Annotated in this window: 22 protein-coding genes, 1 pseudogene and 2 riboswitches; of the genes and pseudogenes, 4 read left to right on the top strand and 19 right to left on the bottom strand. The window is 40.4% G+C overall.

Going from position 1 to position 21,296, the window contains the following annotated elements; genetic code table 11:
• Positions 1 to 36: 36 nt before the first annotated feature.
• Positions 37 to 279, top strand: coding sequence for a DNA alkylation repair protein (locus FNK51_RS21885; protein WP_076366082.1), 243 nt, complete (start codon positions 37 to 39; stop codon positions 277 to 279).
• A gap of 57 nt (positions 280 to 336) precedes the next feature.
• Here FNK51_RS21885 and FNK51_RS26735 read toward each other — a convergent pair.
• From FNK51_RS26735 to FNK51_RS21855, 7 genes and pseudogenes are all read right to left on the bottom strand, one after another.
• Positions 337 to 483, bottom strand: a pseudogene (locus FNK51_RS26735) (DUF2188 domain-containing protein); the annotation flags it as partial.
• 66 nt (positions 484 to 549) lie between these two features.
• Positions 550 to 1,476, bottom strand: coding sequence for a CobW family GTP-binding protein (locus tag FNK51_RS21880; RefSeq protein WP_098369356.1), 927 nt, complete (start codon positions 1,474 to 1,476; stop codon positions 550 to 552).
• A 124-nt stretch (positions 1,477 to 1,600) separates the two neighbouring features.
• Entirely contained in the window at positions 1,601 to 2,134 is a 534-nt protein-coding gene (locus FNK51_RS21875) for a cupin domain-containing protein (RefSeq protein WP_141994663.1), read from the bottom strand.
• Positions 2,135 to 2,158: 24 nt separating this feature from the next.
• Positions 2,159 to 2,788 (bottom strand): methylthioribulose 1-phosphate dehydratase, encoded by a 630-nt coding sequence (locus FNK51_RS21870; RefSeq protein ID WP_141994662.1) that lies wholly within the window; start codon positions 2,786 to 2,788, stop codon positions 2,159 to 2,161.
• On the bottom strand, positions 2,785 to 3,444 hold the full coding sequence (locus FNK51_RS21865; protein WP_098369353.1) for a 2-hydroxy-3-keto-5-methylthiopentenyl-1-phosphate phosphatase: 660 nt from the start codon (positions 3,442 to 3,444) through the stop codon (positions 2,785 to 2,787). The genes FNK51_RS21870 and FNK51_RS21865 overlap by 4 nt, the downstream gene beginning before the upstream one ends.
• A 6-nt stretch (positions 3,445 to 3,450) precedes the next feature.
• Positions 3,451 to 4,683, bottom strand: coding sequence for a 2,3-diketo-5-methylthiopentyl-1-phosphate enolase (gene mtnW / locus FNK51_RS21860; RefSeq protein WP_141994661.1), 1,233 nt, complete (start codon positions 4,681 to 4,683; stop codon positions 3,451 to 3,453).
• A 106-nt stretch (positions 4,684 to 4,789) separates the two neighbouring features.
• A riboswitch (SAM riboswitch) is annotated at positions 4,790 to 4,942 on the bottom strand.
• Between the two features lie 132 nt (positions 4,943 to 5,074).
• Complete coding sequence (locus tag FNK51_RS21855; RefSeq protein WP_141994660.1) at positions 5,075 to 6,247, bottom strand: pyridoxal phosphate-dependent aminotransferase; 1,173 nt, start codon at positions 6,245 to 6,247, stop codon at positions 5,075 to 5,077.
• A gap of 99 nt (positions 6,248 to 6,346) precedes the next feature.
• Here FNK51_RS21855 and FNK51_RS21850 point away from each other — a divergent pair, with 99 nt between their 5' ends.
• The 3 genes from FNK51_RS21850 to mtnA all read left to right on the top strand — a co-directional run bounded on the left by FNK51_RS21850 (position 6,347) and on the right by mtnA (position 9,696).
• Positions 6,347 to 7,129 carry a carbon-nitrogen family hydrolase gene (locus FNK51_RS21850; RefSeq protein ID WP_141994659.1) on the top strand — a complete coding sequence of 261 codons (783 nt, stop codon included), beginning with the start codon at positions 6,347 to 6,349 and terminating at the stop codon, positions 7,127 to 7,129.
• Between the two features lie 71 nt (positions 7,130 to 7,200).
• Positions 7,201 to 7,354, top strand: a riboswitch (SAM riboswitch).
• A 78-nt stretch (positions 7,355 to 7,432) separates the two neighbouring features.
• On the top strand, positions 7,433 to 8,635 hold the full coding sequence (gene mtnK, locus FNK51_RS21845; protein ID WP_141994658.1) for an S-methyl-5-thioribose kinase: 1,203 nt from the start codon (positions 7,433 to 7,435) through the stop codon (positions 8,633 to 8,635).
• 14 nt (positions 8,636 to 8,649) lie between these two features.
• Positions 8,650 to 9,696 carry an S-methyl-5-thioribose-1-phosphate isomerase gene (mtnA, locus tag FNK51_RS21840; protein WP_141994657.1) on the top strand — a complete coding sequence of 349 codons (1,047 nt, stop codon included), beginning with the start codon at positions 8,650 to 8,652 and terminating at the stop codon, positions 9,694 to 9,696.
• Positions 9,697 to 9,856: 160 nt separating this feature from the next.
• Here the strand turns inward: mtnA and FNK51_RS21835 are convergent, their stop codons facing one another.
• The 12 genes from FNK51_RS21835 to qoxA form a co-directional block, all read right to left on the bottom strand.
• Positions 9,857 to 10,744, bottom strand: a complete 888-nt coding sequence (locus tag FNK51_RS21835) for an LCP family protein (RefSeq protein ID WP_141994656.1) — start codon at positions 10,742 to 10,744, stop codon at positions 9,857 to 9,859.
• Positions 10,745 to 10,860: 116 nt separating this feature from the next.
• Complete coding sequence (locus FNK51_RS21830) at positions 10,861 to 12,318, bottom strand: lmo1851 family serine protease (RefSeq protein WP_286178814.1); 1,458 nt, start codon at positions 12,316 to 12,318, stop codon at positions 10,861 to 10,863.
• Between the two features lie 287 nt (positions 12,319 to 12,605).
• Positions 12,606 to 13,310 (bottom strand): purine-nucleoside phosphorylase, encoded by a 705-nt coding sequence (gene deoD / locus FNK51_RS21825; protein WP_076366058.1) that lies wholly within the window; start codon positions 13,308 to 13,310, stop codon positions 12,606 to 12,608.
• 234 nt (positions 13,311 to 13,544) lie between these two features.
• Positions 13,545 to 13,715 carry a YozD family protein gene (locus FNK51_RS21820; RefSeq protein WP_064505166.1) on the bottom strand — a complete coding sequence of 57 codons (171 nt, stop codon included), beginning with the start codon at positions 13,713 to 13,715 and terminating at the stop codon, positions 13,545 to 13,547.
• Positions 13,716 to 13,894: 179 nt separating this feature from the next.
• A complete protein-coding gene (locus FNK51_RS21815; RefSeq protein WP_098369345.1) occupies positions 13,895 to 14,602 on the bottom strand; it encodes a hypothetical protein in 708 nt (235 codons plus the stop codon).
• Positions 14,603 to 14,756: 154 nt separating this feature from the next.
• Entirely contained in the window at positions 14,757 to 16,523 is a 1,767-nt protein-coding gene (locus FNK51_RS21810; protein ID WP_141994654.1) for an ATP-binding protein, read from the bottom strand.
• A gap of 14 nt (positions 16,524 to 16,537) precedes the next feature.
• The gene (locus tag FNK51_RS21805) at positions 16,538 to 16,780 is read right to left on the bottom strand and encodes a YozE family protein (RefSeq protein WP_098369618.1); all 243 of its coding nucleotides are present in this window, start codon (positions 16,778 to 16,780) and stop codon (positions 16,538 to 16,540) included.
• 495 nt (positions 16,781 to 17,275) lie between these two features.
• Entirely contained in the window at positions 17,276 to 17,365 is a 90-nt protein-coding gene (locus FNK51_RS27595) for a YokU family protein (RefSeq protein WP_353617951.1), read from the bottom strand.
• Positions 17,361 to 17,648 (bottom strand): cytochrome aa3 quinol oxidase subunit IV, encoded by a 288-nt coding sequence (gene qoxD, locus FNK51_RS21795; RefSeq protein WP_141994653.1) that lies wholly within the window; start codon positions 17,646 to 17,648, stop codon positions 17,361 to 17,363. Before qoxD ends, FNK51_RS27595 begins: the two co-directional genes overlap by 5 nt.
• A gap of 2 nt (positions 17,649 to 17,650) precedes the next feature.
• A complete protein-coding gene (qoxC, locus tag FNK51_RS21790; protein WP_098369342.1) occupies positions 17,651 to 18,247 on the bottom strand; it encodes a cytochrome aa3 quinol oxidase subunit III in 597 nt (198 codons plus the stop codon).
• Complete coding sequence (gene qoxB / locus FNK51_RS21785) at positions 18,238 to 20,196, bottom strand: cytochrome aa3 quinol oxidase subunit I (RefSeq protein ID WP_098369341.1); 1,959 nt, start codon at positions 20,194 to 20,196, stop codon at positions 18,238 to 18,240. Before qoxB ends, qoxC begins: the two co-directional genes overlap by 10 nt.
• A gap of 50 nt (positions 20,197 to 20,246) precedes the next feature.
• Entirely contained in the window at positions 20,247 to 21,188 is a 942-nt protein-coding gene (qoxA, locus tag FNK51_RS21780) for a cytochrome aa3 quinol oxidase subunit II (RefSeq protein ID WP_141994652.1), read from the bottom strand.
• Positions 21,189 to 21,296: the final 108 nt, after the last annotated feature.

Below are 21,296 nucleotides of genomic sequence, written 5' to 3'. Positions count from 1 at the left end.
TTACGCTTTTTAAAATTCAAAAAGGGAGTGAGTACAATGTCTCAAGTATACCGCTGTCCGAATTGCCGGACAAATAAATCTCGCTTCAATCTCATTCAGCAAGTAGCAACCCCCATTAAAAAGGATCCGCAGTCAGGTGAGATTATTGAACAATATTCGAATGATTCCCTTCAGCCATTCCATCTAGCATATAATGGTCCTGAAGTTCGGGTTCAATGTGCTGCTTGCGGATTAATAGAAGACGAAAAGACATTTGCCGCCTTTGGAATGCAACAATAAAAATGGTCAGACCCCTAAATGGGTCTGACCATTTTTTCAATCTTTTCCTACTGACATCTTAGCCCGGTCTATGGCGATTGGAATGGCTTTTCCATCCTCATATCCTTCATCTAATAATGCATTGGCGATTTCTATAGCCTTTTCCCTTACATCTTTATCTAGATTCTTCATCGAGTTTGGGTAATCGTTCTTATTCCATGGCACTAATACCGCCTCCTTGATAAAAAAGTCTCCTTTTTATGTTTCCCTTCTTTAAAGGGCGGTAAACTTTTATCGGGCCGCTTTCAATTCCAAAGCTTTCAACTGAGCGATCAACATTTCCTTATCCAACTTTTCCCCGATCATGACGATATTCAATGGCATTTTCATCATTTCATTCATATACATAGGCATTCCGTAGGAGTATTGAAATAAATGGGGGTATTGTGAATGTGTAAAGGAAATGTATCCTTTCATTCGATAGACCGTTTCCGGGAGAGCCCTAAGCCACTCTTCAAAGTCGGTTTGTGCCACGGCACCTTCAAATGTATGAACGACTGCAGTTAAATGCAAATGGTCATGTACATCAAGCTTTTGATGGCCATTATGCCGTTTTCTTTGCATCTGCTGCAATGATGCCAAGGATACGGCTGCATACTCCGTCAATAAACATACGGCATCCGGATTCAGCGCCTGTATCGTATAAATCAGCTGTGCGGCCTCCATCTCACTTACTAAATCCGCTTTATTCAATAATATGAAATCGGCATGGTGGATTTGCTCGACAAGCAACTGCCGAAGCTGCGGAGACAGTTCCTCCCGATCGCGCCACCTTAATAAATCGACGACAGTGATAATCCCTTTATACTCCAGCCTTTTGGCGAAAATCGGCGACATGATGCCATCCAATACTTCAACTGGATGAGCTGCGCCCGTCGTTTCAATATAAACCGCATCCAGTTCATTTTCCGTTAGCAATTCATGAAGCTGAACCTCCAGTTTATCTTGAATTGTGCAGCAAATGCATCCGTCAAACAACTCCTTAAGTGGCACTCCATCACCAAGGAGTCCGCTGTCAACCGATACACTGCCAAGCTCATTTAAAAGCACGGCCACTTTTCTACCCGCTTCACTTTCCTGTTTTAAAATATTTCGAAGAAGCGTCGTTTTCCCGCTGCCGAGAAAGCCGCCCAATATGTATACTTCGGTTGTTTTCATTCTTATCTGCTCCTATGATCCGGTTAAATTCGATTCCGTTAAATTTTATCATACTTATCTTACTAAAGCACTTGCCGGATCCACATAAAAAAACCAGCCCTTAAGCTGGTTTTTCAACAATGATTCATGCTTGAACTTCATCTTTTTCGTAAATCGGCACCCATCCTGCCGCTGTTACGAAAATACGGACAGCAACAGTTTTCCTATCTTCTGCGAGCGTGAAATAATGTCTTGTTGATTCTGGTACACTAATAAGATCTCCGGGATTAAGACGTACATCAAACCACTGTTTATCATTGCCTTCAATGGCAAAGATACTCGTACCTCCCGCTATGAAACGCACTTCATCATCTTCATGGTGGTGTTCCTGCTTAAAGTTTTCAAGCATTTGATCCAAGTTCGGATTTGCATCTGATAATGTGATGATATCATGTGCTTTATAGCCTCTTCTTTCAGAAATTTCCGCTATCTCTGATTGGAATGTTACAAGGATTTCCTCCTTGTCAGCATCTGTTAGATCGTATTTTTCCACAAGATGGGCCGGTAATTTAGAAATGTCCCATTGCTCATAAATAACCCCTTGTGTTTCTAAAAACCCTTTTACCTGTTCACCGTTTTCAATAACCTCGTTTGTTTCATGGAATTTGATCGTCGCCATCATTCATACCTCCTCTATGAGTGTTTATCTTAAAGAACCTGCAAACGCCTTTTGTTGATTAAGCAACAGTTGGTATTGAAATAAAAATTCGCAAGCTTCAAGTATTCTTTTTGCTTCGAGTCCGCTTTTACCCCAAACCGTAATGCCATGATTGCGGATCAGCACGGCGCCAGAGTCTTCTTCGACATGTGGCTTGAACTTATCGGATAACAGCGGAATGTCAGCGTGATTATATATGATTGGAATCCGAAGCTCCGAATCTTCCTCCCACCGACCGGTCGCTTTAATGATTTCATGATTACAAAAGGAAACCTGGCCTTCATCTCCGTACAATTCTGATATCACATTATTTTCAACTGTATGGACATGGAGTACACAGTTCGCATTTGTTTTCCGGTAAATGACTGTATGAAGTAAAGTTTCGGCCGATGGTCTTAGGTTCGTTTCTTCAACTGGTTTTCCTTTTAAATCCACCAGTAAAAAGTCCGAATCCGTTTGCTTCCTTTTATCCTTACCGCTTGCCGTAATATAAAAGAAAGGGCTTTTGGGCTCGCGGATGGACAAGTTCCCGCTTGTTCCCATAAACCAATCCCTTTCGGCCAGTTCAGCTTTAATATCTGCCAACTCCCGCCAATCTTTAGAATGATTGTTCACGCTTTAACCGCCTCCTGCCGCTTTAAAATGTCAATTACATCAAAAAATGTTTCAAATCCTTGATGTGGAATTCCTTCCCTATCGCATTTTTCAAGCAGTATGTCACGGGCTATGACAAAATCGGCCTGTTTAGCCGCTTCAAAATCCGTTACTGAATCTCCAATAACGAATTTAAAATCTTCCGCACCCGCTATTTCCCTCATAATGGATGGCTTGCAGCAACCGCAATCATTATTACATTGATCATCACAAGCATGTGGCCACTCTATATAAATCTTTTCCTTATCAAAAAATGCATGGTTGCAATAAACGGACTCTGTTGGCAAGATATCATTTAAAAGCGGTGCAATGAAAAAATCCATGCCCCCGCTTACTATATATAAAGGGATGTTGGCTTGTTTCGTATACTCAACGAATTCATAAAAACCTGGACGAATGCCGGCCGTTTTTCTTACATATTGGATGATGTCATCCTTCATGCCACTATCAAGCAGTGAAAACATATCCCCAACTCCTGAAGATATACTGATTTTTTGCTGAAGGACACCGTCTTTCAACGCTTCCCATTCCGGAGGCGCAAATTTTTTCATGATGGAAATGATATTGTCCGTGTTGGTGATCGTTCCGTCAAAATCACAAAAGATGATCGGTTTCATTATTTCTTATAAGCCTCCCCATAACACAAGAGCTTTTTTTAGTGTTTCTTCCTCAGCCGCCGCTTCAGATAGGTCCTTTCCTGCTAGAACGGCTTCCACAGCAGAACGGAAAGCCTTGGCCCCGCCCTCTGCTCCGTCAGGGTGCCCGTGAATTCCGCCCCCTGCATTAATCACGCTATCGAGCCCAAAATCCTTGATTAAGTCCGGAACCATGCCTGGATGAATGCCTGCAGAAGGAACAGGGAAGGCTTTTTTCCATGAAAGTTCATCTTTTGTCAGAGCTTCAGCAATCGCCAAGGTCTCCTTTTTTTCTAGTGCGACATTTCCATAAGGGGATGGGAACAAGGATAAATCCGCACCTGATAACCTTACTAATTTACCAAGCAATAACGGATAGCCGATCCCATAAAATGATGAAGATGCCAATGCCCCGCTATATGCGGGATGCGCCATGATCGGCAGCTTGATACGATCATGTTCACTCAAGGCCTGCAATACATCCAAACCATATGTATGAACGTTGAACAATAAAGCATCTGCCCCTGCTTCAGCCGCCTGCTCTGCCTTATCCAGTAATTCAAATGTTTTCCCTGATAGATTGACAGCATATAAAGTTCGGTGGCCAGTGGTTTCATGGACTTCATTCAATATTCTTTTTCCCGTTTTTATTCTATCGAAAAATGGAGTCAGTTCCTGGTCGAAGAGGATCTCATCATCTTTAACTAGGTCGACACCCCCTAATGCTTGTTGCCTCAGTTGCTCATTATGGAATGTCAGGTCCCTTCCTAATACACCTTTAAAGATGCTCATCACCAGGGGCCGGTCAAATACGCCAATCTTTTCCCTTATGCCCCCAATACCAAATTGCGGCCCGGGAAAAGCTTTTTGAATATCACCGACAAAATCCAGGTCGATAAGTTTTATTTCTCCGTCCAATGAAAGTTTGCCGAAGACCGTCGTGAGGATTGCAGGTAAATCAATAGAGAAATTCCCTGCCGGATAGGCAATTTTAATAAGTGAACGGTATACTTTACGATTAAAGTAGCTGTTTGCCCTCTCTTCTTCAGATAGTGGTGTCACCGATACGACGCGCCCCTTATGTTTTTCCAGTTGTTTCTGGACCAAATGTGGCAGGTCCGTCCATGTCCCGACAGTCAAACCTAAGGCGATGCTCTCTGCTTTTTTCTCATGATTTCCATTGAAGTCATGAATTAAATAAGTAGCGACTATCTCGCTCATCTGAATCACTCCTATAACACGTTAGTAAACTCTCGATGTCATTAACCTGAAATGTTCTCAAAATGGCAAAAGCCCCTTCATAAAGAAGAGGCTTTAAAAAGCCATCTTCTTATCTCCCAGCCATTGGCTGCAAGAATTAGCACCGTGCCTTGTGGATTTAAAGAAAATCCGGCGAAGAATTCCGCCCCATTTTACAATGGAATTACGGTCGGTTGCTGGGCTTCATAGGGCTAGTCCCTCCACCTGCTCAAAATAAGAAAACGCTGATATATAAATTGCATTCAAGTATCGAAAGATTAAGAATTTATTTTGTATTCTGACAGGTAATCCCTACTTTGTCAATAAGTTTTAACTATTTAACGGTGAATAAATCGGATACCTCATTCCATCGTTAAAATAAGTTTAATGTACGTATTCGTTCCACAGCCTCTTCAAGCCGTTCTTCGGAAGTCAATAGCCCTACCCTGACGTAACCTTCGCCAAATTCACCGAATCCATTCCCTGCGGCAACAGCTACGTGGGCATGCGTTAATAAATAGTCTGCAAAACTCTCTGACGTAAAACCTTTAGGTACCTTGAGCCAGGCAAAAAACGATGCCGCAGGCGCTTTGACATCCCAGCCGATTGCCCTCAATCCCTCAATGAAAACATTCCTTCGTCCTTCGTACATCTGCACTAACTGCTCTACACAGCTCTGCGAGTCAAGCAAAGCGCTTGCCGCAGCTTCTTGTATCGCCGGGAAAAGACTCACATAAAGATGGTCTTGTAATAGTTCAAGAGCTTCTATTACACTCTTATTCCCCACTGCGAAGCCGACTCTCCACCCTGCCATATTGTATGTTTTCGATAGTGTGTATATTTCTATTCCTACATCCTTCGCTCCCTTTGCCTGGAGAAAGCTTATCGGTTTTTTTCCGTCGAATCCGATCGCACCATAAGCGAAATCGTGGACCACACAAATGGAATGCTCTTTTGCGAAGGTGACGGTTTCATCAAAGAAACTTTCAGTTGCAGAAGCACCTGTGGGATTATTCGGATAGTTCAAGAACATCATTTTGGCTTTATCAAGTACTTCTTTATGTATGTCACCGTATTTCGGAAGAAAATCATTTTCTTCTGTCAAGGGCATGAGTTCGGTCTTTGCCTGGGCTAAAACAACTCCGGAAAGATAATCCGGATAGCCTGGATCTGGAACAAGGATCGTATCACCTGGATTCAATAAACACTGCGGCAGTTCTACAAGACCTGCCTTCCCCCCGAAGAGAATCGCCACTTCACTATTCGGATCCAGCTTGACACCGTATTCTCGTTCATAAAAGACGGCGGCAGCATCTTTTAAATATTGATGCCCCCGGAATGGCGAATATTTATGATTTATCGTTTTTTCAGCGGCAGACTGCAAACTTTTCACGATATGTTCTGGCGTCGGCTGATCAGGGTTTCCCTGGCCTAAATTAATGACATCATGTCCTTGCTCCGTGATCGCATTGACTTTTGCGACTAGTGAAGCAAAAAACTGCTTGGGCAGGTCCTGAAGCTGGCCGGATTTTTCGAATTGCACCATTTATACACCTTCTCTGAAATTTCTTGAAATTCTAGTCACAAATGATATATGTTTATCATAGTCTTGTAAAGTATTTTTTACATGTGGGGGTTTTAAACGATGAAGTGGAAAATAGCTTGTATTCAAATGGATATAGCCTTCGGGCAACCGGATATCAATTTTCAGGTTGCAGAACAATGGATGGAAAAAGCGGCACGCTCAGAACCCGATATCATCATTTTACCGGAACTTTGGACAACAGGATACGACTTGACCAGGTTAAATGAGATTGCTGATCATGAGGCAGAAAAAACGATTGAATTTTTTAAAACACAGGCACAGAAACACCAGATTCACATCATAGGCGGTTCCATTGCGAAAAAAACAAGCAAGGGAATCTATAACACCATGATCATCATCGATAAACATGGAAATCTCATTAAAGAATATGATAAGCTTCACTTATTTCAGTTAATGGATGAACATCATTTCCTGCAGCCAGGAGAAAAAGATGGTTTATTTACTCTTGATGAAAAAATATGTGCTGGATTCGTTTGTTATGACATCCGTTTCCCTGAATGGCAGCGAGCCCATACCGTTCAAGGCGCCGAAGTTCTATTCGTAACGGCTGAATGGCCGAAGCCGAGACTCGATCATTGGAGAGCCTTGTTGATTAGCCGTGCCATCGAGAACCAAGCCTATGTTGTAGCCGTTAATCGTTCAGGTTCGGATGTCAATAATATATTTGCGGGTCATTCCTTGATTATTGATCCATGGGGGAATATCATAAGTGAAGCCGGAGAAGAAAACGAACTCTTGACAGGCACCCTGGACTTCAAAAAAGTTACGGAAGCCCGTAACAAAATACCTGTATTCGAAGATCGCCGCCCTGATTTTTATTAAATTACCCATTGACAAACTATTTAAAAAGTTGTTATTATTTTCCCGAAGATTAAAATTTCAGAAAACATTTACTCTTATCAAGAGCAGGCTGAGGGATAAAGGCCCTATGAAGCCCAGCAACCGACTGTAATACCATTGTGAAATGGGGCGGATTCACCGCCGGATTATAAAATCCACAGAGCACGGTGCTAATTCCACCAGAATTCATATTCTGGAAGATAAGAGGTCCGAAGCCAAAACTTCTGCCTCTTTCTATATGAAAGAGGCTTTTTTATTCTTATTTTGAATCTGGAGGGGAAAAGAATGACGCAAAACCATTCAAATTTTAAGAGATTGACAAACGAAACAGCTATAACCCTTGCAAAAAAACTTGGGTTGGTCAATGCGGATGCAAGTTTAAAATGTAAAGAAATCGGCGATGGTAACTTAAATTATGTTTTTCATATTACAGACACGCACACAAATAAAGGAATAATCATCAAACAAGCGGTCCCTTATGCCAAGGTACTTGGTGAAAGCTGGCCGCTGACATTGAAAAGGGCTGCCATTGAAGCGAATGCGCTGATTCATTTCAGAAGTTATTGCCCCGAATTCGTACCGCAAGTCTATTATTCGGATGAACAGCTTGCCATCACGGTCATGGAGGATTTATCTCACTTGAAAATCGTTAGGACAGGATTGATCGATGGCGATTCATATCCATTGCTTTCACAGCATATTGGTGAGTATGTTGCGAAGACGGCATTTTATACATCCGATTATCATTTAGAACCATCTGCGAAAAAGGAAGTGGCCCGACATTTCACGAATCCGGAACTCTGCAAAATCACTGAGGTCTTTATTTTCACGGATCCATTTTTTGAGGAACTCCCGGGAGACTTCGAGGTGGAATTGACTGATGCCGCCAAAAATATCTGGAATGATCAAGAAGTAATACTTGAGGTCGCTAAGCTGAAACAAGGCTTTGAAACCGAGCAGGAGGCCTTACTTCATGGAGATTTACATACTGGAAGTATATTTGCAAGTGAAACTGAAACAAAGGTTATTGATCCGGAATTCGCTTTTTATGGGCCCGTTGGTTTTGACCTTGGTCAATACACCGCGAACCTTCTCTTCCAGGCAGTCACACGCAATGGCGCTGGAAAGGAAGAGATTTTCACACACCTTCATGAATTTTGGAATGCCTTTGAAGAAACTTATACCGAATTATGGGAAGGTCAAAATAAAAGCCCATTCCGCCATGTGAAAGGTTATCTGCCTTACTTACTGACAAAATTCAAAAAAGATGCTTTCGGTTTTGCCGGCTGTGAACTGATTCGGCGAACCATTGGCCTTTCCCATGTTGCCGATTTAAACGTCATTGAAAATAAAGAAACAAGGTTTGCTGCCAAAACGGCAACATTGGAAATTGGTGCATTTTTAATTAAAAACCGGGAAGAATTGGATGTTCCAGCAGTCATTGAAGCATTGAAGCAACGTACACTGCCATCTTATTCAACCATTTAAAAGGAGACCTGCACATGACTACACTAGCACCCTTACCATATTCGGTACAATGGGATGATACCCATATTACATTATTAAATCAACAAGCCCTTCCTTCCATAACTGAATTTATAGAACTTCATTCTGTTGATGATGTATATGACAGCATTTTGACATTAAAAGTTCGCGGTGCCCCAGCAATTGGACTGACGGCAGCATTTGGTGTTGCTCTTGGTGCCAAACAGGAAACAACCGCTGAATTAGGGGATTTCAAGAGAAATGTAACGAGGCATATTGAAAAACTCGCCTCTTCACGGCCAACTGCAGTCAACCTTTTTTGGGCGTTAAGGAGGATGGAGAACACCTTGCATGCTGCGCAAAGCATTTCAGCTGCAAAGGAAGCACTTGTATCGGAGGCTAAAGCCATCTTTGCTGAAGATGAAGAAATGTGCAGGAAAATCGGGGAACATGGTTTATCCTTATTCACTAGAGGAGATTCCATTCTCACTCATTGCAACGCTGGGGGAATTGCCACAGCTCGGTATGGCACAGCCCTAGCTCCCTTCCACCTGGCTAAAGAAAGGGACTTTCCGCTAAAAGTGTTCGCATGTGAAACGAGGCCTGTCCTGCAAGGTGCGCGTTTGACGGCTTGGGAATTGATGCAAGCGGGGGTTGATGTCACCTTAATTTCAGATAATATGGCTGCACATACGATTCACCAGAAACAAATAAATGGAATTATCGTCGGGGCCGACAGGATTGCGGCTAATGGAGATACAGCCAATAAAATCGGGACATTGGGATTGGCCATACTAGCCAAGCACTTTGGCATCCCCTTTTATGTGGCCGCACCATCAAGCACATTCGACCTTTCTATCGAATCCGGCACATCCATCCCGATCGAAGAACGGAATGAAGCGGAAATCACCTTCATTCAAGGTGTAAGGATCGCTCCGGAAAACGTGAAGACTTTCAACCCAGCCTTTGACGTTACACCAAATCATCTTATTACGAGCATCATTACCGAAAACGGCATCATAACACCGGACTTCATTAAAAACATTCCTCATTTTGTTAATTGATCCAGGTTCCTTATTGATGATAAAAAAACGAGAAGGATTTCGTATCCCTCTCGTTTTTTAAAGATGATCATGATTATTCTTACGAGGTCTATAATACAATAATTCAAGTGAATTCGAACATATTCACTTAGTATAAGGTTGTTTTCAATAATAGATCTTATTATTTTGAAAAGAACTCCTGAAGTGCCTTTTTATTTTTAGTGTAGTCCATTTCCAAAACGGCTCCGGACTGGGGATATGTTTCATCCTTAAAGCTTCCTTCCACTGGAACCCTTAAGGTTTCGACGGTGTCCGGTGTATGGAAGACGGCTTTTGGACCCATTTCCATTATTGTTTTCAGTCCAATATCTGTATCCAGGTACGAGAGTCCTTGTTCGATGATACTAGGAAGGGCTGCCATCCCTTCGAAGGATGAGATTTGATTAATGAACGCTGTTTTTAATTGGACCATTACTTCTTGTTGACGCTCTACCCTTCCAAAATCACTTTCATCGTCATGCCTAAAACGGACATATTTCAATATTTCCTCACCATGTAAAACATTTTTACCAACACTTGCTTGAATGCTCATATCATCAATGATTTCCTGATCCACATTCACCGCTACCCCCTCAGGGGCAAGTAAATCGACCATCTTCACAAATCCCTGGAAGTCGATTACCGCTACATGATCGACCTTGATATCGAAGTTCTCCTGTATGGTTTTCTTGAGCAGTTCCCTTCCACCATAATAATAAGCGGCATTTATTTTGTTATATCCTGATTTATTCCCGGGCATTTTCACATAACTATCACGCATGATGGAAGCCAGCTTCAGTTTCTCCTGCTCAGGAAAGTATTTTGCCAGGATAATCGCATCTGATCGAGATTTTTGCTCTCCCCTTGTATCAACACCAATTAACAGAAATGTTTTCACGCTTTCCTGGTCCTCTTCTTTGGTTAGTTTTTTTTCCGTACCTGCATTTCCATTTTGTTTGGGTAAAGGGGCATAGGTGCAGCCTGCCAGAATCAAGATCAATAGATATATGAAAAATACCTTTTCTTTCATTACCTCACCTCATCGGAAAATTACCTCTATTCTCTGTCTAATATTGGAATTTTATGCATTTAACGACAAAAAGCCTGCCAACGATAATCGCTGACAGGCTTTTCGGGCATAATCATTTATTTGATTTCTTTCTTTAATACTTCTACTGCCTTTTTCACTTGTGTGTCGTTTTTAAGGATCTTCTCGCGGATGACCTGCATCAATTTCACGGTAGTATCATCTTTAATAGTCCCAGTTTCTTTAATTTTTTGTTCCTTCTGGAATGCTATGACCGCATTCGTGGTTGCTTCATCAAAGAATCCATCTATCTTTCCTGGATCATGTCCTGCTTCCTTCAGCATCTCTTCAGCTGCTTTCACTTCACTCGAAGAATCGGATGCTTTCAATTCCTTATCAGGTGAAATGTACGGAAGGCTGGCATAATCAGGAAGCTTTACATTAATATCCGGCTTGATCCCTTTTTTATGAATCCAATTGCCTTCAGGAGTCAACCATTTAGCTGCCGTATATTTGAAGTTAGATCCATCTTTAAAGTCTTGGGCAGTCTGAACTGTCCCTTTCCCAAATGACTTGACACCGATCAATGGAATGTCCGCAGACTCACTGACAGCCGCTGCAACGATTTCAGAAGCACTGGCACTTCCGTCATCAATCAACACGACTACCGGGATTTTCAGTTCTCCATCATTCTTCGATTTATAGACTTCTTTTTTCCCGCTGCGATCCTCTACTTGAAGGACCACTTTCCCATTAGGTATGAACAGGCTTGCCATTTCTATTGCTTGGTCAAGAAGTCCCCCTGGGTTTCCGCGCAAATCCAATACGAGACCCTTCATATCCTTCTTCGACATTTCTTCAAGCGCCGTTTTCAGCTCTTGGACTGTATGTTCGGAAAAACTGGTCACTTGAATTTTTGCAACTCCATCATCAAGCATTTCCGCATAAACCGTTTCAATTGGAATTGTATCCCGTTTAATTGTGAGCTCAAGCGGTTCCGACTCACCAGCTCTTGAGATGGATAAATCCACTTTCGTTCCCTTTTCGCCCCTTATTTTCAGGACAGCTTCAGAAGAGCTTAGTCCTTCAACGCTTTTACCGTCCACACTTAAAATGATATCATTCGGTTTTACCCCTGATTTTTCTGCTGGGGACCCTTTTATCGGTGAGACGACCATGATTTTTCCATCCTGCTCCTGAATTTCGGCACCGATTCCTTCAAAGGATGAAGAGATGCTCTCATGGAAACTCGATGCTTCCTTTTTATCCATATAAGCAGAGTAGGGATCATCCAATGATTTGATCATTCCATTAATTGCCCCGTCAACCAGCTTATCTTGATCAATCTCTTCATAATAGTTATCTTTTATCGTATCGTATGTAGAATACAGCTTTTCAAATTCCGAATGTTTATCCGGTGCTAATGACTCTACTTTTTCATCTCCAAAGGTCAAGGCTATTGTAGTAATCCCTGCAGTTAGAAATATGACTAAGAAAATCCCCATAATGAACGTAAACTTCTTTATTTTAATGAATTTCCCTGCCTCTTTTGGCTGTTTTTGATTTTCTTCTTCCACTGAAGCCTCACCACTTTCATTCTTCATGACGATATAAACGATTTCATTCCTATTTTATCAGCTTTCATGCCAATCGAAAAATAATAGTTATCAAAAATAACAACTTATGACCATATGTATTTTTTTACCGCTTCGCAAACGTTAATATAGAGAAAGCTCCAAGGGCAACAGCTATCTCCTGACATTACAACAATACGGATACCAAGGAATAACTGAGCCTGTATCCCGACTGTCATTCTACAGCATCACTTATTCCTGGTAACCCGCCTGACATTTACATCCGATTATCAATCCTTGATAGCTGCTTCCAATGCCACCTCAACCATTTCGTTAAAAGTTGACTGGCGCTCATCCGACGTCGTTTCTTCACCGGTTAAAATGTGATCGGAAATGGTTAATACAGATAAAGCTTGGCGGCCAAATTTAGCGGCAAGCGTGTATAGGGCAGCTGATTCCATTTCTATTGCAAGTATTTGGTATTTTGCCCATTTTTCCAATTCACTATTATCGTTATAAAACTGATCGGCCGTAAATACATTACCGACCTTCAATTGCAAGCCTTTAGCCGTACCGGCGTCATACGCTTTTCTTAGTAATTCGAAATCAGCGGTTGGGGCAAAGTCCACCCCACCGAAAGTCATGCGGTTCATTTGGGAATCGGTGGAAGCACTCATGGCAAGGATCACATCCCTGACTTTTACATCTTTTTGAATCGCTCCTGCAGTTCCCACACGAATCAGCTTCTGGACATTATAGCTATTCATCAATTCATTCACGTAAATGGAAATGGATGGAACCCCCATGCCTGTACCTTGTACAGAAATTCGTTTCCCTTTATATGTCCCTGTATATCCAAACATGTTACGAACTTCATTATAAAGTTTAGCATCCTCTAAAAATGTTTCAGCAATATATTTTGCACGCAACGGGTCCCCTGGTAGTAAGACCGTTTCCGCAATTTCATTTTCTTTTGCACCAATATGTACGCTCATACGACTATGTCCTCCTTAACTTGTGGTTGAAATGATATTCAAAAACTACTATACCATATCAACCACAAGTTAGGAAAATTGAACCTTATCCTAGAACTTGAAAAACTGGAAATCACGAAAAGACTTTTGGCACCCTTACTCTAAACCGCAAACAAAACGGCGGTGGTCCGCCGTCTTTTTTTAAATCGTTAATAAAATTAAGGGAAAGGAAGCTGCTAACCGTCTTATGACAGGTTACTCATCGACTTCTTCATCAATTATGCATTTTTCAAGAAGATATTCGAATGTGATGTCAGCAAGATCTTCAACTTCAGCTTCTGTTGGAAGATAGCCCCGTCTTATTAATTCTTGAAAAAAGAATTCCGCTATCTCTTCTGTATCAATAAAAACCTCAATTTCTCGCAAATCATCGCCCCCTTATTTAAAGGTCTATGAATGTGTAGAGACAAATATACCAGTAAGGCATCCCATAATGGAAAATCATATGAAGGGCCTATAGTCATCATGGTCCATTTCTTTTCAATTTGAATGGAAGCTTCTATAGGGAATTTGGAAATTGCCCTTTAAAAAGTTTGGGATACCTTTCACTTCGTTTGCTTCTTTTTATGATCTGGATAAATTTCCTCTGCCGCTTTTTCAATTTTCGCTAGGGCAATCTTCATGATATGGCGGTATTCATCATCTCCAAAATGTTCGTAGAGCTTACAATAATCATTATATAAATCTAACAGTCCATCAATCATTTCCTTTTTTTCATTTTTTGTCATTGTCATATCTCGCTCACCTTTACCAGGGTTGTTTTGTTTAGAAATGATAGCAAGCTCATTTTTCTTTTTAGGAAGCAGCAGACCCAACTTTTTTATAATTCCATCTGCACGTTTAGCATCGGCTATCAAAGTCAGTTCTTCTTCATGCGCTTCAAGCCATTCACCATCCGAGATTCTTGATAACTCATAGATTACATCCTCCCAGGCATTTTCCTTATAGCGCCAAATTTCCGTTCGATAGCCAATAATCTTGAAATAATCCTGTTCATATCCATCCACTTGGACCAAGTCACCTAATAAATATTTATATTCAATATCGATTTGTTCTTTTGGATAAAGGATTTCTCCTTCATATTCATTTATCGATTGCAATGTTTTTTCGATATAAAGACCTTCACTATAGTTCACTTCATACACATAAGCACCATCGAGAAATTTTACATCGGTTATATTCCCGACTGTCCCATACATTGTTATTACGACTGTATCGCCTAATTTAAATTTCGGCTGTTTTTTTTTGCCCATAAGAGACATCCCCCAATATGGTCCTTATCGTTTGATTAGTAAATTATATGCACAAACAAACATGGAGGTTAATGGAAATGAGAGGGCATTTTGCTCATTTAACTAAGTAACCGGCCCATTTATTAAAGGGCACTGCAACCAAACAAAAACCGCCTCATTTAATGAGACGGTTCGTAGTGGGAATGATGAGAGTCACTTTCGTTCCTTCGTCGCGGACGCTCTCCATTTGGAATTTACCTTTTAATTCCTCCATTATCTGAATGCACGTCGCCACACCTAATCCGTTACCATCCGGTTTGGTGGTATAAAAGGGCATACCGATATTTTTTAAATCCTCGGGACTGATGCCTTTTCCATCATCACTGATCACTAATTTTACATATTGGGACATGGAAGTATGTTGCAGTTCAATCTGCCCCATTGCTTCAATGGCTTCACAAGAATTATTCAAGACATTCAAGAGAACCTGCCTTAACCGATTTCTGTCTGAATAAACAAAGACGGAGTGTGTCACCTCATTAATTATTCTTACATGATAACTCGGATTTGAGGGGGTATAGGTATCTATAATTTCTTCAAGGAAATCCTTTAAATCGAATTTCTCCCATTCCAGTTGATGCGGTTTTGCCAAATCAAGAAGTTGTGTCACGAATGCATTGACCCGATCTACTTCATGAAGCATGACATCACTATATTTTTCTATTAATGTTTTATCATGATCTTGGCTCTTCATTAATTGGAAAAAGCCCTTTATTGTCGTCAACGGGTTCCTGATTTCATGGGCGACACCGGCAGCAAGCTGGCCAACATATTTCAATTTTTCCGTACGGACGATTTCCTTCTCACGTTCTTCTATCGTTTCCATCATTCTTAGAAAGGCAAGGTTCAATTTTTCCATTTCCTCGAAGCTTCTTTTGTCGGATATGATGAATTCCTTTCCCCCTATGAAATCCTCTGTCGCTTCGACAAGTTCTTGAACTGGCCGTACGAGGGTCTTTGTTAGTAAATAGACAGCCAGAATGATAGAAACAAAAACGATGCTGTAGATTGTCAGGTACCGTGTTAATAGGTCATTCAAAGGTTGAAACACCTGTTTCTTATCAGCCCCCACAACAACAAACCATTTATTCTCCGTTTCTGCAATCGTATGGACAGGCTGGATGGAATATATTTTTTCCCCATTCTCTGCACTGTACAAATCATCCGATAACGAAGCTTCCATCAGCTTACCTTTAGTTAATCCCATTTCTTTCAAGGCAGAATCCTGCATGACGCCATGCGGGTCCTTTTTCGAAATCATGATGCCTTCTTGATTGATCATGAAAAAGTTCACTGGGTATTTATCGCTAATTTCATTAGCCTTCTTCTCCATCATCTCCCAAAGCCCTTCCAACCGGAAAGCTGGGGATACGACACCGATCATTTTCCCTGCATCATCATATACCGGCGCACTTAGAACCATTATGGGTTTTGAAAAAGTCCGGGTTTTATAAACGTCAGAAAGGAATTCATGACCTTCTATGGCCTCTTTGAACCATATTCTCTTCGAGAGGTTGTCCCCGATCATTTTATTTGATGTATCTGCAATGACATTGCCTTCCATATCCAAATGCAAGACACCATAATAATTACCTTTTGCATCGATAAACTTTTTTAGTTCATCTGATTTCTCTTCTTTTGAATAGCCAGGATTGATGATTAACGAATTTGCACTCATAAACTTCACATCACTGATTCGTTCGTTCAAATAGTTGTATGTTTCATTTACAATATTCAGTGAACCTGCATTCAGGGCATTTTTTGCTTCCTTCTCCAGAAGGGATCGTTGTGATCCATAGGATATGATTCCCAATATCAGAAGAGGAACACTTGCAATAAGTAAAGAGTAAAGCAAAATTCGGGTTTGAAGGCTTTTAAGCATCCTTCCGATCCTCCCTATTCCTGATCTCCCAATATGAGCCCTTCTTCTATTTGGACATACTGTTCCCACGCTTGATCGAATACTGACATACTTTCGAGATAGTCTGCATTCAATTCTAAATAACTGCTCAGTTCATTATAATCAGTCGATTGTTTTGGGAAGCCATGGTCCTCATAGGCATGATTGGCAAATTTAGTGATTGCATCAATTTCCTTCGGTTGTCGAAATTTCATTAAATATAAATAAAATGGTCTCATGATGTCGAGCCCCCCTAAAATAACTATGATTTCTGCTTTAATATATCGGAAACTTTCGCTTCCGTCTACTTTTTTTAAAATCAATTTGGTTTTTTCTTCCTCATTTTAAGAAATCCACGATTTTTCAACACAAAATGCATTCGTTATATTTCGGAATTACACTAAAATATCGTACTCATTCCATATTTATTACATCCTTTTAAAGAATTTTTTTACTTTTAACGACTTAGTTCTTCATGATTCGATAAAGGAAACGAAGTGCTTCAATCTTGTTTAACCTATACACAGGTCCCATAATAAATACGCTAAGCATGTTCTGTCATGCCGCTTGAAGGATGGGGGAATTTCTACAAAACCTCATTATCCAATTTACCCGCAGGCTTTCATTATGCAAAAGGGAAAATCCCCTTCATCTAAGATAGAAATAGTGGTTTACACTGTTCAGTCTAAAATGAGGGGATTTATTCATTTATGGAAAAGTAATACACCCTGCCACTAAAAGTCAAAGTAATTACGTTTCAACAGTCTTTTCATGTTCATTAACTCACTGTACTTCGTTTGTTTTTCAAGCTGTTTCGAATCAATAACTCCAACCCCAGACCATACATAGTATTGTACCGAAGACAGTAATTAGAGCTAGGAATATAGCGCAATATAGAGTCATAAAAATTGATTTGCTATCATCAGTTTCACGAGCATGCATAAACACAACTAGTTGAACAGCTGCTTGTATGAATGCTGTCAATATAAAAATCGTCATGCCTGTTACTTTTGACATACTGAAGAAGTAAACCAAAAGAGCTACAAACGTCAAAATCAATGAAAATACAAAACCCCATACTTGTTTAGCCGGGAATAATTCCTTCATGTTTATGTCATTCCTTTCATGTAGATAAAGGTGAAGATGAATATCCAAACGATATCTAAGAAATGCCAGTAAAGAGAGAAAATGAAGGATTTATTGGCTGTTTCAGGTGTCAACCCACGTTTTTTCACTTGAAGGATAATAAATAACCCCCAGAAAAGTCCTAATGTAACATGTGCTCCATGTGTCCCTAATGTTGTAAAGAGCATCGATGTAAATGCACTAGTTTGCAGTGTAGCTCCTTCGCGATAATAGGTAATGAACTCAGTAATTTCAAATCCTAAGAATCCTAATCCAAGAAGGAGAGTGATTACGAAGAATGTCAACATGGCTTTCTTGTTGCCGAGTCGCATGGCATGAATTCCAAGCCCGATGACAAAACTGCTTGTTAAGAGCAAGAATGTTTCAGCAAGTACTGGAGTGATTTCAAAAATTTCTGCTCCAGTAGGACCGTTACCCGTACGATCAACTAATGTAAAATATGATGCAAAGAGTGTTGCAAAAAGCATAATTTCGGCTCCAAGGAAAATCCAGAAGCCTAAAATATTTAGGCGATTTTGTTCCGTACTATATTCAAGAGGTTGCGAGTGATCTATTTCCATTTATTAACACCCCCGAATTTTGCTTCTGTCTCTTTAATTTCTTCTACAGAAATGTAATGCCCATGATCTATTTCGAATGAACGATGAGCCATGCAAACAAAGATACCGATTAACCCAATAATCGCAAGAAACCATATGCTGAATACTAAAGCAAATCCAAAGACAAAGAAGATACAGGACATGATAAACGGTACGCCGCTGTTATTGGGCATATGAATTTTTTCATAGTCACCCTTGAATAATTCATGACCTTTATATTTAGCATCCCAAAACGTTTCCCTTGAGTTCACTTGTGGAATAATAGCAAAGTTATATTCTGGTACTGGATTATGAGTAGCCCATTCAAGGGAACGTGCATCCCACGGATCATCACCAACAACATCTCTTGGAGCATGGCGAATGCTATAGTAAATCGTATATACGATTAATACAAAGCTGATTGCCATAAAAGCTGCTCCGATAAACGAAATCATATTCAATGGTCCAAATCCAGTCGATTCAGAGTATGTGTATATACGACGTGCTTGACCATCTAAACCAGTGATATACATAGGGAAGAATGCTAAGCAAAAACCAATGGTTAGAAACCAGAACGCCCATTTCCCAATCCTTTCATTCAACATGAAACCAAACATTTTCGGCCAGTAGTAAGTTCCGGCACCAAGCACAGCAAATACTACACCCGGAATAATGACATTGTGGAAATGAGCTACTAAAAACATTGTATTATGGTATTGATAATCCGCCGCTGACATCGCAAGCATAACACCGGTAACTCCACCGATTGTGAAGAGAGGTATGAAACCTATTGAATAAAGCATTGGTACGGTAAATCTGATTCTACCTTTCCACATCGTGAACAACCAGTTAAAGATCTTGATTCCAGTCGGAATAGCAATTACCATCGTTGTAATCGAGAAAATACTATTAACATATGCTGCTTGCCCCATTGTAAAGAAATGGTGCGTCCAAACGAAGAATGAATATATAGAGATAAATACCATTGAAGCAACCATTGATCGATAGCCATATAGGTTACGTCGTGAAAAGGTTGGGATAATCTCACTGAAAAGACCAAATGCAGGCAAGATTAAGATATATACTTCAGGATGTCCCCAAACCCAGAACAGGTTAGCCCAAAGCATATCCATACCGCCATCAGTCATTGTGAAAAACTTGGTTGCGAATAGTCGATCCATTGTTCCCATGATCAGCGCCACTGTTAATACAGGGAATGCGAAAATGATAATAATGCTTGTGACTAAAGCAGACCATGTAAACATTGGCATTTTCATTAATGTCATACCGGGTGCTCTCATTTTAAGAATAGTCGTCAAAAAGTTAATCCCCGTCATTAATGTACCTATTCCGGCTATCTGAATACCAATCATATAATAATTCGTTCCAACATGCGGGCTAAATTCATTACCTGCAAGCGGGAAATAAGATGACCACCCTGCATCAGGCGAACCACCAATTACAAAAGAGATGTTGAATAGCATCGCACCCATAAAAAATAACCAGAAACTTATGGCATTTAGACGTGGGAATGCTACATCTCGGGCTCCAATTTGTAATGGCACTACGAAATTCATTAAGGCCATAATGTACGGCATCGCCATAAAGAGAATCATCACAACCCCGTGTGTTGAAAAAATTTCATTATAGTGCTGTGAATCTAATAATTTATTATCCGGTACGGCAAGTTGCGCACGCATCATCACAGCATCTACCCCACCACGAAACAGCATCAACAAAGCAGATATTAAATACATAATACCTATTCTTTTATGATCGACTGTTGTTAGCCAGCCACTCCATAAATAAAACCATTTTTTAAAGTGGGTTATACCAACAATGATCAAGAGAACAGTAACACCAATGGCCACCATTGATGAGTAAATGACGGGACTAGGATTAGGTATAAGAAATCTAGAGAAAAAACCCATACTTTTGTGTTTCCTTTCTGAACATATTTTTCTTGAGATAGACTAAGAAATTATTCATGATTGTGTGCTGATTTTTCCTTACTATTACTTGACTTATGATCATGCTCCATATGTTCACCTTTTGAATTCGCGTTAGAGTCACTTGAGCCATGATGATGTCCAGCATTTTCACCTTCTGGAGCTGGTGAGAAGTCTAAATGGGTTCCAGTGAACGTTAACTGTCCCTCATGACCCGGTTTTAATAATTCATTGAATCTTACTTCAGTAATAGGTTTCGCAGTGTCTTTAACTTCCTTTACCCATTCATCAAACTTATCTTGAGACATCGCTTCGACGTGGAACGTATTTTCAGCGAATCCTTTCCCACTAAAGTTTGCATTTCGTCCCATCATTTCCCCTGATTCGTCCGCTGCTAAGTGTAATGTGGTCACCATGTTAGACATGGCATATTTTTGACCGCCAAGTTGTGGAATCCAGAAACTCGTGATAGGCCCGAATGAATAAAGTTTAAATTCAAGTGGTCGATTTGTTGGAATATACAAGTAGTTTACTGTCTCGATATCGTTTTCTGTATAACTAAAATGCCACTTCCAGTCAGATGACGAAGCGTAAATAACTAATGGATCTTGACCTTTGTACCCTTCCGGAGTGGCTTCCACTTTATTATTGGAAATTACAGAAACAACGGAGAAGAAAATGACGATTAAAATTGGCACCCCAACAATAATCGTTTCAACAACATGATTCCCTTCAATGTAGGGTGGTTCATAATCTTTAGGTAGTTTAGAGTCACGGTATTTCGTTAACACAAAGACTAAAATGGCACAAACAACAATAACAATAACCGCCATGATCGCAATTGATAGCCAAATCACATTGGCTTGCGTTTGGGCTTGAGGTCCTTTAGGATCTAAGACCGCTAATGATTCACAGCCAGAAAGCACATTAACTATGGTAGAAAGAATAGCTAATAAAACCCATTTTATTTTCATATATGTATCCTTTCTTTTAAGATTTCATTTCTAAGTTATCCCAAATAATGTTTATCGATGATGGTAATTTCTAACATAGACACTTTAAGGCGTGATAAAAATGCATGA

The sequence above is a fragment of the Bacillus sp. B4EP4a genome (genome assembly GCF_006680105.1).
Lineage (GTDB): Bacteria > Bacillota > Bacilli > Bacillales > DSM-1321 > Peribacillus > Peribacillus simplex_E.
The sequence above is the reverse complement of the archived record's forward strand: the minus strand, read 5'-3'. Positions and strand labels throughout refer to the sequence as shown.

Excerpts from the sequence above, each read along its gene's own strand:
- mtnA (WP_141994657.1), top strand. The coding sequence starts at position 8,650 with ATGACTACACTAGCACCCTTACCATATTCGGTACAATGGGATGATACC.
- mtnK (WP_141994658.1), top strand. The coding sequence starts at position 7,433 with ATGACGCAAAACCATTCAAATTTTAAGAGATTGACAAACGAAACAGCT.
- deoD (WP_076366058.1), bottom strand. The coding sequence starts at position 13,310 with ATGAGCGTACATATTGGTGCAAAAGAAAATGAAATTGCGGAAACGGTC.
- qoxD (WP_141994653.1), bottom strand. The coding sequence starts at position 17,648 with ATGAAGGAATTATTCCCGGCTAAACAAGTATGGGGTTTTGTATTTTCA.
- FNK51_RS21855 (WP_141994660.1), bottom strand. The coding sequence starts at position 6,247 with ATGGTGCAATTCGAAAAATCCGGCCAGCTTCAGGACCTGCCCAAGCAG.
- FNK51_RS21880 (WP_098369356.1), bottom strand. The coding sequence starts at position 1,476 with ATGAAAACAACCGAAGTATACATATTGGGCGGCTTTCTCGGCAGCGGG.
- FNK51_RS21805 (WP_098369618.1), bottom strand. The coding sequence starts at position 16,780 with ATGAGACCATTTTATTTATATTTAATGAAATTTCGACAACCGAAGGAA.
- qoxC (WP_098369342.1), bottom strand. The coding sequence starts at position 18,247 with ATGGAAATAGATCACTCGCAACCTCTTGAATATAGTACGGAACAAAAT.
- FNK51_RS21865 (WP_098369353.1), bottom strand. The coding sequence starts at position 3,444 with ATGAAACCGATCATCTTTTGTGATTTTGACGGAACGATCACCAACACG.
- FNK51_RS21810 (WP_141994654.1), bottom strand. The coding sequence starts at position 16,523 with ATGCTTAAAAGCCTTCAAACCCGAATTTTGCTTTACTCTTTACTTATT.
- qoxA (WP_141994652.1), bottom strand. The coding sequence starts at position 21,188 with ATGAAAATAAAATGGGTTTTATTAGCTATTCTTTCTACCATAGTTAAT.
- FNK51_RS21885 (WP_076366082.1), top strand. The coding sequence starts at position 37 with ATGTCTCAAGTATACCGCTGTCCGAATTGCCGGACAAATAAATCTCGC.
- FNK51_RS21815 (WP_098369345.1), bottom strand. The coding sequence starts at position 14,602 with ATGGGCAAAAAAAAACAGCCGAAATTTAAATTAGGCGATACAGTCGTA.
- FNK51_RS21875 (WP_141994663.1), bottom strand. The coding sequence starts at position 2,134 with ATGGCGACGATCAAATTCCATGAAACAAACGAGGTTATTGAAAACGGT.
- mtnW (WP_141994661.1), bottom strand. The coding sequence starts at position 4,683 with ATGAGCGAGATAGTCGCTACTTATTTAATTCATGACTTCAATGGAAAT.
- FNK51_RS21835 (WP_141994656.1), bottom strand. The coding sequence starts at position 10,744 with ATGAAAGAAAAGGTATTTTTCATATATCTATTGATCTTGATTCTGGCA.
- FNK51_RS21850 (WP_141994659.1), top strand. The coding sequence starts at position 6,347 with ATGAAGTGGAAAATAGCTTGTATTCAAATGGATATAGCCTTCGGGCAA.
- qoxB (WP_098369341.1), bottom strand. The coding sequence starts at position 20,196 with ATGGGTTTTTTCTCTAGATTTCTTATACCTAATCCTAGTCCCGTCATT.